Annotated in this window: 15 protein-coding genes; 2 read left to right on the forward strand and 13 right to left on the reverse strand. The window is 49.8% G+C overall.

Going from position 1 to position 13,441, the window contains the following annotated elements:
* Window positions 1-48 precede the first annotated feature (48 nt).
* From AC5JLP_RS32920 to rpsF, 5 genes are all read right to left on the reverse strand, one after another.
* Entirely contained in the window at window positions 49-1,206 is a 1,158-nt protein-coding gene (locus AC5JLP_RS32920) for a polysaccharide biosynthesis/export family protein (RefSeq protein ID WP_496072093.1), read from the reverse strand.
* Window positions 1,207-1,805: 599 nt separating this feature from the next.
* Window positions 1,806-2,504, reverse strand: coding sequence for a hypothetical protein (locus AC5JLP_RS32925; RefSeq protein WP_496072094.1), 699 nt, complete (start codon window positions 2,502-2,504; stop codon window positions 1,806-1,808).
* Window positions 2,505-2,510: 6 nt separating this feature from the next.
* Window positions 2,511-3,059 (reverse strand): Npun_F5560 family protein, encoded by a 549-nt coding sequence (locus tag AC5JLP_RS32930; RefSeq protein WP_496072095.1) that lies wholly within the window; start codon window positions 3,057-3,059, stop codon window positions 2,511-2,513.
* On the reverse strand, window positions 3,056-4,093 hold the full coding sequence (locus AC5JLP_RS32935) for an NAD(P)/FAD-dependent oxidoreductase (protein WP_496072096.1): 1,038 nt from the start codon (window positions 4,091-4,093) through the stop codon (window positions 3,056-3,058). The genes AC5JLP_RS32930 and AC5JLP_RS32935 overlap by 4 nt, the downstream gene beginning before the upstream one ends.
* Before the next feature lie 94 nt (window positions 4,094-4,187).
* Entirely contained in the window at window positions 4,188-4,508 is a 321-nt protein-coding gene (gene rpsF / locus AC5JLP_RS32940) for a 30S ribosomal protein S6 (protein ID WP_496072097.1), read from the reverse strand.
* 369 nt (window positions 4,509-4,877) lie between these two features.
* Here rpsF and AC5JLP_RS32945 point away from each other — a divergent pair, with 369 nt between their 5' ends.
* The gene (locus tag AC5JLP_RS32945; RefSeq protein WP_496072098.1) at window positions 4,878-5,747 is read left to right on the forward strand and encodes a fumarylacetoacetate hydrolase family protein; all 870 of its coding nucleotides are present in this window, start codon (window positions 4,878-4,880) and stop codon (window positions 5,745-5,747) included.
* 32 nt (window positions 5,748-5,779) lie between these two features.
* Here the strand turns inward: AC5JLP_RS32945 and AC5JLP_RS32950 are convergent, their stop codons facing one another.
* The 7 genes from AC5JLP_RS32950 to AC5JLP_RS32980 all read right to left on the reverse strand — a co-directional run bounded on the left by AC5JLP_RS32950 (window position 5,780) and on the right by AC5JLP_RS32980 (window position 10,650).
* Window positions 5,780-6,256, reverse strand: coding sequence for a Tic20 family protein (locus AC5JLP_RS32950; RefSeq protein WP_496072099.1), 477 nt, complete (start codon window positions 6,254-6,256; stop codon window positions 5,780-5,782).
* A gap of 112 nt (window positions 6,257-6,368) precedes the next feature.
* A complete protein-coding gene (locus tag AC5JLP_RS32955; RefSeq protein ID WP_496072100.1) occupies window positions 6,369-6,713 on the reverse strand; it encodes a hypothetical protein in 345 nt (114 codons plus the stop codon).
* Window positions 6,714-6,839: 126 nt separating this feature from the next.
* Window positions 6,840-7,457 carry a chorismate lyase gene (locus tag AC5JLP_RS32960; RefSeq protein WP_496072101.1) on the reverse strand — a complete coding sequence of 206 codons (618 nt, stop codon included), beginning with the start codon at window positions 7,455-7,457 and terminating at the stop codon, window positions 6,840-6,842.
* 143 nt (window positions 7,458-7,600) lie between these two features.
* Window positions 7,601-8,971 carry an FAD-binding oxidoreductase gene (locus AC5JLP_RS32965; RefSeq protein ID WP_496072102.1) on the reverse strand — a complete coding sequence of 457 codons (1,371 nt, stop codon included), beginning with the start codon at window positions 8,969-8,971 and terminating at the stop codon, window positions 7,601-7,603.
* A 193-nt stretch (window positions 8,972-9,164) separates the two neighbouring features.
* Window positions 9,165-9,575: a YggT family protein gene (locus AC5JLP_RS32970; protein WP_496072103.1), complete on the reverse strand. Its 411-nt coding sequence runs from the start codon at window positions 9,573-9,575 to the stop codon at window positions 9,165-9,167.
* Between the two features lie 100 nt (window positions 9,576-9,675).
* Window positions 9,676-10,188 carry a pyroglutamyl-peptidase I family protein gene (locus AC5JLP_RS32975; RefSeq protein WP_496072104.1) on the reverse strand — a complete coding sequence of 171 codons (513 nt, stop codon included), beginning with the start codon at window positions 10,186-10,188 and terminating at the stop codon, window positions 9,676-9,678.
* Between the two features lie 24 nt (window positions 10,189-10,212).
* On the reverse strand, window positions 10,213-10,650 hold the full coding sequence (locus AC5JLP_RS32980) for a ketosteroid isomerase family protein (RefSeq protein ID WP_496072105.1): 438 nt from the start codon (window positions 10,648-10,650) through the stop codon (window positions 10,213-10,215).
* Between the two features lie 349 nt (window positions 10,651-10,999).
* Here AC5JLP_RS32980 and AC5JLP_RS32985 point away from each other — a divergent pair, with 349 nt between their 5' ends.
* On the forward strand, window positions 11,000-11,233 hold the full coding sequence (locus tag AC5JLP_RS32985) for a hypothetical protein (protein ID WP_496072106.1): 234 nt from the start codon (window positions 11,000-11,002) through the stop codon (window positions 11,231-11,233).
* A 10-nt stretch (window positions 11,234-11,243) separates the two neighbouring features.
* On the opposite strand, the gene AC5JLP_RS32990 is transcribed toward AC5JLP_RS32985, so the two are convergent.
* Window positions 11,244-12,689: a DUF3747 domain-containing protein gene (locus AC5JLP_RS32990; RefSeq protein ID WP_496072107.1), complete on the reverse strand. Its 1,446-nt coding sequence runs from the start codon at window positions 12,687-12,689 to the stop codon at window positions 11,244-11,246.
* Window positions 12,690-13,441 lie beyond the last annotated feature (752 nt).

Here is a 13,441-nt window from a genome sequence, read left to right on the forward strand (position 1 = left end):
TCTGAGCACCAAACCTTTTGCACTTATCTGGAAGGGATATGCCAGCCATTATTTGAAGATGCCGTATAGCCCTAAGATCCCGCCCAGCGGCCCCAAGAAAGTGCCCACAGTATCGCCAATCTTAGCAATGCCATTCCGATTGACTACCACTACATCGTTATTGCGCAAGGGTGGATTATTCTTCTCATCAAGCTTTTGTGAGAAATCAACATTAATCGTTCGTCGATCGACTGTGCCATTTGGGTTAAGACGAATCAACTCCACATCCTTCTTCGCCCGACCTGCCTTGAATCCACCAGCCGCTAAAATGGCCTGATTCAGAGTCGTATTGGGTCTTACGGCAACCGAGCCAGGGGTGGTAACCTCACCAACCACGTTGACCCTGATCGCCTCTGGAGAAAAGCTGCTGATAGCAATTTGAAGAGCCTCTGTCGTGTCTACACTGGTTGCTTTAGGAACAACTAACGTATCGCCGTCTCGCACCTGGACATCTTGAGTTAAATCACCTTCACTTAAAAACTTCCAAAGGTTAATTGTGCGCGCCTTTTCACCATTAAAACCTTGGGGGCGGCGAATCTGAATCTGACGGATATCTGCCTGTTCGGTGATGCCGCCAGCCGCCTGAATGGCCTTACTCACCGTGGGCCACTGGCTACCGCTTTCGTTTCCGCCGCCCTGCTGCTGCCCACCCAACCCGTTTTGATTGGCATCTGTAGTGCCCACCGCAGAGCTACTGACAAGATTACTGGCAATAATGTAGGAGCCAGGACGAGTGACTTCACCAATGACGCCGATCTTCAGAGTACGAGCGGCAACCAGGCTAACTGTAATTCTTGGCTCGTTGACATAGCGACTGTATCGTTCTTCCAGCCGTTCAGAAGCTTCTCTAAGTGTTAGCCCTTTGACATCGACACTCTTGACCCACGGTAAGTTGACTGAACCATCGGGTAGTACAGGGTAGCGTAGCTCCAGCACAAGTTCGGGTGTATCAAAGCTATCAATCTTGAGGATGTCGCCTGCGCCAAGAATGTAGGCAGATTCTGCTTCTTGCACAGCCGTGCTTGGCATTGAAGGGCTAAGCTCTCTCTGATACGGAGTACTTTGAACAGGTGATAGCTGAACCTGCGCCATTGTAGGCAGAGAATAGCTGGCTCCTACCAGAATTGATAAAGAAAAGCCTGTAATTGAGCGATTGATTCCCTTCATCGTGACATCTCTTAGTGATAGGGGAAATTGAAGATGCAATAGATTACAAAATCTGTACAAGCGTGAGTAGTTGATCGGTAAAGCAGTGAGTAATGGGCTTAACGTATCCCCAAAGACCTCACTATAACCGCGCAACCATGACTCACAAGGCTGGTTAATCATTGAAGCGGCGGACGATAAGTCGTTCCAGACTTTTTTAAGCATTTGCCGCTGGCTAACAAATCACCGCTCCTAACCGATAGAAATAGCTGATAGTAGATTGCTTTGAGGGAACACACCGTATACACCCTGAGCAAGTAGCTCACTGTAATTATGAAGGGTTTACTGACCTCCCCTCCGTCCGTTATCGGCTGCTTTACCCAATATTTATAACTTTCCTCAGTAAAGAGATGCAAATAAAAGAGTAAATAAAGTTTCCTTTGTTAAGGAACAATATTCGTTCCTGCTTTATAGCGGTTCTCTGTCGGATGAGGTACAGATGGGACGTTACAGGGCAAGGGTTTGAGCCTCTAGTTTGTACCTCACGGGAGCCGGAAACGCTATATACGGAGGACGCTTGTACAAACTGAGTTTGTACAGAGAAAGCTTGTACAGATAGATCAATCCAGCTGATCGATCACGAGATCCACGATCGGCTGACTACTGAGACAGGCCCAATGACAGGCAAGCAGATCGGGCGTTTGAACCTTTAGGCTGGCGATCGCGGGTGCGGCTGGAAAGGGAAACAGTCGATCAAAACAAAGTGTGTTTCCCTGCCAGCCAAACTGCATCAGGTAAACGGCTGGTGGTGCTGACAGTGATCGCAGGAGCCGTTGTCCTAAGGCGTAAAGCGGTTGACGCTGAGCATCGTTTAAATGAACTGGTTGAGTGTAGCGTCGTTTTGATAGGTCAGCTGATGCTGCTATCTCAGATGCAAGACCAATGACTTCGGCATAAAGTGGGCCTTTAGCCGTGAGGGCGATCGGTAGCCAAAAGTTGCCTGATCCGATCGCATATTGCCATGCGGCTAGCTGCTGGCGTAAACCAGCCACATCACGGCAGGCTGAGTAAATTGCTTGCGCTGGAAACGAAAGTGCGGGAGGTAAATGCAGCGTTAGAGGGCAAAGCAGATGGTCACTGCTTGCCCACTTGCCCCCACTTAGAACATCCGCAGCGAGATCAGCGGATGAAATGACATCAACACGAATGCATGCTGTCTCAGATTGATGCTTGCTAAGCATGGCAGCTTTAAGCACAGAAATCATCTGAGCCGTCACCTCAGAGTGTACGGACTCTACAACAATAAGTACATCAGGCATTGAAACTTAGGCGTTGCCAAAACTGGGGAGAGAGGCACCCATTCCTTTGCCAAAACTGGGCAAATCTAGATGGGTTTGGCGACGGGTTCTCACCGCCAGACGATAACTAACGCTTTGCAGTTCAGCATGAAGCTGACGATTCTCGCGCTGAATTTGGGTGACTTTTTCGCGGATTGGCACCATGCGTTCTGCAAACTTTTGGCGGTAGATCTTGGGCAACTCCTGCACGACTTGCTCAAGCATGCGCGAACGATCGGTCAGTTCCTGCACCGATTGTCGCAGTTGGTAAATTTCGGTATCGCGATCGGTAATCTGTTCTTGATAAAAGGTTACCTGTTGCTCTACGCCCTGTAGCTGCTCTCTCAAGGCACGCACTTCAGCCAAGTGCCGCTCAGACACTTCCGGGCTAGGCATGAAGCTGGCATTGCCTTTTACCAGGCGAAATAATTCCTGGGATAGTTGCTGCACCAGGTTATCGCGCATCTGTAGCTCTTCGCGGAGGCGCGCGGCTTCGGTTTGTAAATCAGTCAGGGTATGGCTCTCGGAATAGGTCACGTCTTTAGAACTCCATTTTTGATGGCATCTGTTTCTATAGCATCCGGTTGGCTGAGGTGAGATTCCCAGAGGCGAGGGGCAGACGCGCGGCGAATCTCCCGCCAAATTGCGGTTGCAGCTAATGTACCATCTGCAACCGCAATTGATACCTGATTTAGTCCTTCTTTTAAATCACCGATCGCAAAAAGGCGTGGATGGGAGGTGCGGCACATCGAATCTGTCACCAAGTTCTCGCCGTTCCACTGCAAATCCAGCCCTTTCAGATATTCGTTGAAGTAATGTGAACCCATCGCAACTAGCCCGGTTTCTAACGTGATCGTGGAACCATCCGTTAGCTCCACGCCAGTCATTTCATGGTCATGTCCCAGAAATTTTGCAATCGGGGTTTCTACCAGCGGGTAGCCATGCTCTTTCAGCTTTTGGCGCATTGCATCATCCACCTCACATAGCCCTTGCGTAAAAACGGTGATGTAAGGCGTAAACCAGTTCAACACAAAGGCTGTATTGATAGCGGACTCAGTTTCCACAAAGAGACCGCACTGCTGATCGGCAATTTCGTAGCCATCGCAGATCATGCAGACGTGTAGGTTGAAGCCTGCGTAGTCATAAACGTTCTGCATGTCGTCAAGTTGGGGAAGACGATCAATAATGCCGCTCGCCGCCACCACATACTTACCGCGAAACACAGGATAAATGCTGTCTTGCTTGCCAACCTTGACCTTGACGGCAAAGGTGTCGCCCTCATCGTGTATGGCTTCTACAAAGCCAGCCAGATAATCGCCATTCAGGGACAACAAGTGTTGCTGCCCCTGCTGCAAGAGCGTTCGCCCTGGGGTGTTGGGTGGTAACCCCAGGTAATTCCGCAGGTCTTGCATCCAGAACGATCGCCCTCGACCTTTTTCAATCACCAGGCACGAGAGTCGGTAGCGCTGTAAGTAAATGGCAGCAGCCAATCCACCCGCACCACCACCCACAATGATGACATCGTAAACGTGCTCTAAACGTTGATCGAGGGTTTTCTTGGAGAGCTTCATAGATTTGCTGTAGCGCACTCAACGCAATGAACGGCAAGAGCGATCTCTTAACCCTTTCAGTGTAAGCAGTTTGCAGAGGCTATGGGGTGAAATGTCAGGCTTCTACGGCTTCTTTTTCGGCTTCTGGCACTTCTTGCTTAATGGTCAAAAAGCGAAGCACTTCTTCACTGAGACGCATTGATCGTTCCAACGCCGCTACCTGGCTACCATCGCATTGATAGTTGATCTGAATGTAGATACCTTCGCGGTGTTTTTGAATTTCGTAGGCTAGACGACGCTTGCCCCGGTGCTGTGTCTCTAAAACGTCTGCTCCATTTTCGCGCAGCAGCGTTTGATATTTCTCGATCGCTTGCTCGACCGCTTCTTCACCCAAATCAGGGCGAAGAATGTACATCGTTTCGTAAAAATATTCCATGTCGTGAGGTCTCCTTGTGGACTAATGGCTTCCTGAGTTAGCGCAATAAAGGGACTGCTGATACGCGATCGTCATTCAGCCCTTTAGGCGCTTAAGAAGCAAGGACTCATCATTCTATCGCGTTTAGGTTCCAAGTCGCTAGAGAATGGCAACACCGCATTAATCAGCTTTTATGATGCGTTGCCAGTGCTGCTATGCCTAAAGCTGTAGAAGGCATTACCAATACCGTTATGTCCAGAGTTGTGATGATAGGTTTAAATCACGGATTTGTCCTTGATCGATTTGAGCATTCAGCCCACATCTCAGTGGATTAGTCTTTGAAGTTGGATGTTTCAAGTTCTTCTTGAGCCGTGAGGAATCGGTTGAGTTATGGCACAGCGCTATGTCCGGGTTCAAGCCGCAGACGGACAAATTTACTACGGGTTGCTCCAGCTTGGGCGAGAGGTTAGTGTGCTCGATGCACCTCCCTGGTTAAACGGACAACCTATAGAATTAGAGTTGCCAGCAGAGAGCTACCAACTTCTGGCTCCATGTGCGCCCTCTAAAATCATTGCTGTCGGCAAGAACTACTCGGATCATGCCGCCGAAATGGGAACCCCTGTGCCAGAAGAACCGCTGCTGTTTATGAAACCGCCAACGGCTGTGATTGCGACAGATGGAGTCATTTTGGCTCCCGTGCAGTCGCAGCGGGTTGACTATGAGGGTGAGCTGGCTCTAATTATTGGCGATCGCTGTGTGGACTGCACTCCAGAGCAGGCGCAGGCCAAAATTTGGGGCTACACGATCGCCAATGATGTTACCGCCCGTGATTTGCAGCGCAAAGATGGGCAATGGACTCGCGCGAAAGGGTTCGATACGTTCTGTCCACTAGGGCCGTGGATTGTACGGGATGTTAGCCCAGGCGCACGGCTACAAACGTTTATCAACGACAACCCCAAACCTGTTCAGTCTGCCTACATTGATCAAATGGTGTTTTCACCTGATGTGTTGGTGTCTTACATCAGTCAGGCCATCACATTACTGCCAGGTGATGTTGTGCTAACTGGCACGCCTGAAGGGGTTGGAGCACTACAAGTGGGCGATCGCGTCCGGGTCGAGATTGAAGGGATTGGTGACCTCAACAATAGCGTAGCCGCGCGATCGCACAGGCCATCGCAACCAGAAATAGCACCAAAAGCATCAGAACGAACGAGAATAGCCCAAGCTGACGACGATGAAAATCACAGCTTGGGCAGTTAACCTGATCGTCGGTGAATCTAGCAAGACGATCGTTAGCGAACCTGGGTGTAAGCAGCATCCGAAATCGTCGGAATCTCGGCATAGCGCCCTAGCGCTGACTGTACGATTGAATAGCCGACCGCTGCAATGGTTCCTAAAAAGACTGTGTTGAAGAGGGTCTGGGTTAGCAGGCTAACCCCTAAAATCGGGCCGAGAACATACTGCCAAACAATGCCAATCAGGCTTAAGACAATGCTGATCAAAATCGCTTGCATAGCATTGAAGCGAATGAAGTGAGCAATCCCTTCGTTGCGAACAACGAGTAAAAATAAGGCAAAGAAAACAATAAAAGGAACGAAGGGTATGTAGTAGAACTGAATTAAAGGAAAACGCAGCAGAGAACTTAAGCTGATGCCTAAGAATTCATTCATGAATGACTGACCAAATGGCAATACATCCAAAAGAGGAACCAAATAAACCAGGGAAGCAAAAATTCTATCTTGAGCCGTGCTAGACCCGCGCCAAGTCATGTTGCGTTCTCCAGAAGTGAAGTGGTTCTTGATGCTGTAATACTGCTCAGGATAGCGCAATAAGCGGGGGGATGCCCAACTTTACAGTGGTGCCACTGAATCGCGCGATCGCTTATGCCGATCGATCTTGCAGCAGGCGATCGACAATGCCAACGAGTCGATCAATATTGCGCTCCTGCCGTTCTGCTGTTGCTGCCTGTCGCTCTGCTGCTGCTGCCTGCCGTTCAATCATCTCCCTAAGTTCTGTAAACCCTTCGGTCAGATGTCCCACCTGATCGGTAAGCGCATCAATTTTGTCGGTGAGACTATCCAGCTTGTGGTTTTGCTGGCTGGAAGACTGCATCAAAGCATCGGTGAGACTATCCAGCTTGTGGTTTTGCTGGCTGGAAGACTGCATCAAAGCAGTGGTTGCCTGAATGAGTTGATCGAACTGCTGCTGTGCTGTGAGGTTGGACATTTGGCGACGGTACGCACTACTGCTGAAGGAGCATTATAGCTTTAGCGAGTGAAATTGGTCTCAGTAAACTTGCCTGACCTGGATTCTGGCTAAGATGCTTCTAATGCAAGGGCTGCGGCGATCGACCTAGCAACAATCCAGTCGTGTTGCGCCTAAATATTTCGTCAGGTAGGGCGAGAAAACCTCGTAGATGAGGGTGAGGGGCTGCCCACGGTGCCAGAACAAGTAATGCCGTCCCCAAAGCGGCCCCGATTGCCCAAAGGCTTGCTCTAATGCTGCCGAATGACCGTAGTAAATGCCCTGCACATCTCGATACAGTTCCGTTCGCAACCGGGCAAGGCTCGCCCAAATAGGGAGCGATCGATTTTGCAGATACTCATCCACATGGCTGGCTTCCCACCAGGAAGTAGCATATGCCAGACGCTGCCCGGATGCCGTGCGAAGCCAAACCTGCCGCCGTAAGCGTGGCCCTGGCACCACTTGCAATTGACTAGGTGCGTGATCAGCATCCATCCCGATCGCCGACATGTCAATCACATCCACTTCCGTTGGTTCACCTGTTAACAACTGAAGGTGGCGAGTCGGAGAACCATCACCTAGCATCAGCATTTGCCAGGTCGGCGCGAGTTTAGTGTGGGGAAGCCCTTGCTGTATGACCGTCTCATCACCTTGCCAAAGAGGGTTGAGCGGATGCCAGGTCGTTGGCAGCGTCGCGCGATCGTGGGGTGTAACAGCGATAGTCAACTTTCTTTACACAACGTAACCTCAGTCCAATCATAGCGCTCTCGCTAAGAAAATTCTTGAGGACTGGAAAGACGGGAAAAGCATGCGGCGGCAACCCCATTCAAAACTTTCGCTGTTGCTCTTCAGAGCACCGCCTTCATCCCTCATCCCTCACCCCTCATCCTTTCTTCCCACCCCCGCATCTTACCTGGATTCAGCAGTCCATACGGATCAACCATTTCTTTAAAGCGCAACTGCTCTACATCCACCGTTTTGCGACCACCGTCTTCCAATATATAGGTGTGAGGATTGGCAATAAACGCACCCTTTTCTTCGTGGTAGCGGATGATGTCTGCCAGTCTCTCTGGAGTGGTATAGCGGACGATTTGCAAAGCGGCGGGAACCGCTTCCCCACCAATGCGAATAAACTCCAGGTGCATCATCACTTCATCGCCAAAGTGCTCATACATATGCTCCACCAGCTTCAGTTCCTTATCGGGTGGAAACATGGTTTGAAGATAGGTGAGAGATGGATCGACGCTGCGGGCGTGTAAGGTCGTGTGGTTCCAGGAATATTCCACTAACGTGGTGCCTTTGCTTGCCTCCTGAGCGCTCTTCTGTAGACAAATAGTGCCGTTGTATGCCTTCACCAATTCAGCAAACGGTTCCAGTGCAGAGTCTGCCACCATCACCAGCGCGCAATGACTACCAGCAGGAATGGCATGACGGAAGGCTGCGAAATAAGTAGGAATGGGATCAGCACAGATGCAGACGAGCTTTTTGATGATGCCATCGCTATCGCTGAAGGCTTGACCAAAGCGAGCCGCTGTCATGAAATCGGGAAACGCGACGATCGCCTCTGCCCACGCATAGGCAGGCGCAAGCGGAATTTCCAACTCGGTAATAATGCCGTTCGTGCCATATGCATGGGCGACTTTATACACATCGTCACCGCGTAGCTCGATGATGCGAGGCTCGTCTTCCATAGTGACGACACGTACAGTGAGAAGATTGCCTCGATCGCGGATCTGCCCATAGGTAATGGAGCCAATGCCGCCGCTACCGCCGCCAATAAAACCGCCGATCGTCGCAGTGCGATACGTCGATGGCAGCATCCGAATTTCCCACCCACTGGTACGGGCTTGTTTGTCGAGCGCAGCTAGCTTGACGCCTGGTTCCACACACGCTAGCCCTGGCTTGATCCACTTCACGCCCTGCATCCGCGAAAGATCGAGAATGACACCCCCTTGAAGGGGAACACACTGCCCGTAATTACCCGTTCCAGCACCCCGTACTGTCAGCGGCAGCTTATGTTTGACACACGAAGCCGCGACTTGCACAACCTCTGCTTCATTCGCTGGACGCACGACTAAATCACCTCGTTTGTCGCCTAGCAATGGTTGCAGAATGGGGCTAAAGGTGTAGTAATCCTGAGACAGCTTGGCGATTTGTATCAGGTCGGTAATGATTTCTAGCCCAGCTAGCTCAGCAACAAAGGGGTTCAGGTCAGTAGGCTGTGTTGTAGTGGAAGTCATGGGCTAAAGAGGCAAGTAGTAAAGAACGCCAAAAGCGCAGTCGTGGTTAGACTACGCCAGCACTTAGCATGACACAGATTCTTTGGGCCAAGCGGTAGTGATAGTAGCGGAATTCTGCTGCCCCTATCGCTTCTGCCCTTCTGCCGCCGCCACTCCTTGCCTTCTCTACTGCAACAAAATGATCAACAGAAAGCTACCGTCCTTGAAGAAACCGGACGAGACTAATGGCGATCCAGCCTAAGAGCGCGTAAACCACGATCGCCACCAGCACATTCAGGTCAAAAATACTGCCAGCATCCCTGGTTGTAGGACTAATAAAGAGGGTAGAAAACGGAGCAATAAAAGGGTCTGAGATATCGTAAATAACCCGAGCAAACGTATTTTGAGTGTTCGCTCCAGCAACGCGTAGAACAAACCTCAACACTAAAAGAATTTCTAATAGCCCCACTAAAAACGAAATACCATTAATAATCCACGCAAACGTTGTGCTCTTTCTAGCCGCTTCTAATCGCCCCTGCTCTTGCTGCAACCGAAAGGCTTCTTCCTCACGTAACAGTTCGCGTCGGCGCTCCAAATTCGCTTGTTCGTCTGGATCTCTGGTCATAGCAATTGACTCCATACTGTGATCTCTTAAGCGCTCACAGCTTAGTTTTTTTGCCTCTCATTGTCGTCTGCTATTAGGCAGATCTTGCCTGGAGAATAGATTAAAGCCATTGCAAAATTGCTAAGAAATCTTTCACAATCAGCCGATGATTTACCGCGTTCAAAATAGGAACGTGGACAAAGAGGCACTGACAGGCCAAAGAACGATCGGCTATGTATTGCAAGACCGAATAATAAAGAGCGTTACAAACAAACGCTCCTGCATCATGGCTAACGTGAGTCATGGCTAACCCTTCAACTAGACGATCGACATCAACAGTCGTTCTCAATACGGTTGCCTGATGCTTGCCATTCGCTTCAACAGTGAGGTGCGATCGTCGCTCTGCCATACCACAGCAAATAACGACATCAGGCTGCAAGGTCTCTATCTGAGCAGTGACGTGTTGAGGCGCTAGCTGAAAATCAACGGGCAACTTTCGCAGCAGTGTAATTTCTGCCGCTAAAGACGCTAGCAAATTTTGTTCAAGCAAGACATTCAGTAGATCATCTGAAGCGTTTGAACGGTGGTGGGGCTTCCAAATATCAAACGAGGTCAGCAAAAGCCTGGTTGTCATCGTTGATCGAAGCCGAAAAGGGTATCAACCACGCAGGCGAAGCAATTCTTGCGGCGATGCCAAAAGCTTGATCTTTGCCAGCAGAAGCTTGTTTTCAGTATTCAGAATAAACTGCCAGGAGACATTAACTGAAAAAAGCGGCGTTTGCACCTTACCTGTCACGTTCACTTCCTTACAGCCGTCGTTTAGTAATTGCACAACACCCTGCTGCGGTTGAAGCGTAAAATCTTTTGCTTCGGTTTGTAGAAAAGCTACGATCGCGTCTGCTCCCACCACAGGCCGTTCGAAAGGCGGCTGCATGGCTCCATCAGTCGCAAAAAGCTGACCCGTGGCCTCAAAATCCCCTTGGTTAAGTGTTTCAAAATAACGCAAAACGATCGGTTCGCTCATACCCACGATCGCTAACGTGGCAGACATCGGTTGTGCTGAAGCACTGGGTGAAATCACACTTTCTATGGTCATGACAGGTAGGGCGATCGCGGCAGAAGATTGATCGTCAGCATACGCAGAAAACCAACGAGGAGCATGTCTCTTCAGAAAGATTCCACCGTTAATGGCAGAAACTTCCGCTGTTCAGAAAGCGATCGCTTAAGGAGATTGGTTCAGTCATAAGGTTGGTATTGATGTCGTTCACTCACCTTAACTGAAGGAGATATTAGTTCGGGGACAGCGGTTTATTTTGCAGCAAAGTGTTTTATTCAGCTTGATTGGGAATATTCAACAAAGCCAGCCGTGCGGTAGGCAAAGGCATTTCTGGTCAAAATATTACTCGATACCAGCGATCGGGCTTTTTCATTAGGGACAGATTGGTATGGCGAAAAAGCAGGGGTCGTCGGTTCTGCTCACCTTACTAGGACTGGCTGGAGGCTTCATCGCAGGCCCAATACTAGTTCTTTCAATGATGTCGTCAGCCTCAAGGTCTGGTCATCCAGTCGGATACGAAGGCATTTTTTACTTGATGGTCAGTCCTTTTGCCGGAGCGGTAGCAGGCGGTGTCCTCAGCAATCTTTTGCAAAAGGGCAGAGACTTTGAAGATCTTGAGTAAATAGCAAATGCTACGGGTTAACAGGCGCTGTAGGGACGACAAAGGAACCGTTATTCGGCGATGGCGAAGGTGTTGGGGTCGGAGAAGGCAGCGGAGTCGGTGATGGGGTCGGAGTTGGTTCTGGCGTGGGAGTTGGGGTTGGGGTCGGCGATGGGGTTGGCGTTGGGGTCGGGGAGGGTATTGGCGTCGGACTTGGCGATGGGGTTGGAGTCGGAGTCGGACTCGGAGAAGGTATCAGAGAAGGGGATGGCGTTGGCGATGGAGTGGATGAGGGTGAGGGTGCTTGAGAATCGCTAACCACAACATAGGGCGATGGAATGGCTGGCAGTTGTCCAGCATCTACCAATGCCTGATAAACAAAAGCAGCGACCTCAGCCCTTGTAGCTGGGCGGGTTGGGTTTAAAATTTTCACGCGTGGGTAATTGATTACTAGCCGACGATCGGTTGCCGCCGCGATCGCCCCACTGGCCCAATCAGGAATTTGCGCCGCATCTTGATAAAACGATAGCGAATCGGTGCTGGTGCTGCTAAGCTTTAGCCCACTAGCCAGCGAAACCAGCGCTTCCAAGCGAGGAATTTGTTGATTCGGTTTAAAGGTGGTATCTGGGTAGCCTGACATAAAGCCTTTTTGATAGGCCGTTTGAATGGCCTCAGCCCCCCAGAAGCTGGGTTGGATATCCTTAAACGTGAGACTTTCACGCTGGGCAGATAACGACGCAAAGGCTTTGCTCACGATCGCGGCAAACTGAACGCGCGTCACAGGGTCATCTGGGCGAAAGGTGCCATCTTCAAAACCGCTAATGATTTTTTGAGCAGCCAGCGCATCAATATAATTCTTGGCCCAATTGGACTGAGTATCGACAAATGCCGTTAGTTGAATGCTGGGGGGTGCTGCATCGTTGGTCAGGTAAACCATCCCCAACTCCTTTTGACCATCAGTTCGTTTGGTTAAGCGCCAACCAGGAGACAAGTTAATTTTGATGAACTGCCCAGCAGGAGGCAGCCCATTTGCTCTCCCGACCTCAATGCGAAGCGCATCACGATCGGCCAGGTTAGGGGAGGCAATCAGAACCAAGTCATTAGCTTGTTTGACAAGGCTGAGTTGCAGCAGCAGCCCAAAGTCTCGATTCGCCATGCGGACAGAATAGCCATTGCTGTCTGTACTGCGTCCGCAAACGCCTGTAAAGTCGAACTTCAGCAGGAGTGGATCGACAATTGTGGGATTAGAGCCGCTCTCGCTCCAGCAAGGGCGCTGATCAGAAATTTGCTCCAGAATGAGCAGTTGATAGTCACTGGCATTAAACGGCGATGCAACCACAACAAATCTGCTTTGATCAACCTCTTTGGCGCTAAAGACCGCCGCGATCGCATTCTTTGTAAGAGGCAATAGGCTCACTGAGGCGATGCCTAAAGCGGCGGCTAGAGATGCGAGGCGAAATGGTACAAACGCTGTCATATAAGTAACCCTGTGTGCGTAAACGTATGAGAGGCAAGAACGATTCGATCGCTTAACAGCATACCAATCGATGCCCTTAACGAACGTATTTTTAAGAGATAAGCTCAACAAAAAATCACTTCTTACTAAGCATAGAAGTATGGGTCTTTAGCTCTTTTTCCTACAAGACTAGTCACGGATTTTTCCCTCTATCTAATGATAGAAAAAAGTAATTTAGAGTTAAGACACTATACATCGATTGACACAATTTCAAACACTAGATTAATGCTAATAAGAAGCTTGTCTTTCCAGGTACAGCAGTATGACTGCTAAACACTTAGAACAGTTCCAGCCGTTCCAAAACTCGCATAGGTTCTACGCGGCTAGTCGTTTTAGAGGCTGTTTTAAAGGGGATGGCTCAGAGCTAAAAGCTGTCAAGGCTTAGCAGACCCTACAGGAAGCAAGCTGTTGACGCAGGAAACCCACCGTCCATTTGGGTACCCGATCGCGAACCCATCCTGTAAACCATTAGGGCTATCAACTCAACAACCTTTTTAGCATCAACAAAAGATTAAGAAATAAAACGAAAATTAAGGGATGTTAAAGAGGGCCTTGTGGTTGATGAATCGAGGTTAAACAAATTTTCTTCGTCTGGTGGTTTTAGATTAAGAAGTCGTTATGGCTCCCGCATTACCAACGTAAATTTTTCTACCAACTGCCGTAACTAGTGCTATGACCTGATGTAGTGATGTGCTCATACCAGTTTTGCGTCC

This window comes from Stenomitos rutilans (assembly GCF_059505485.1).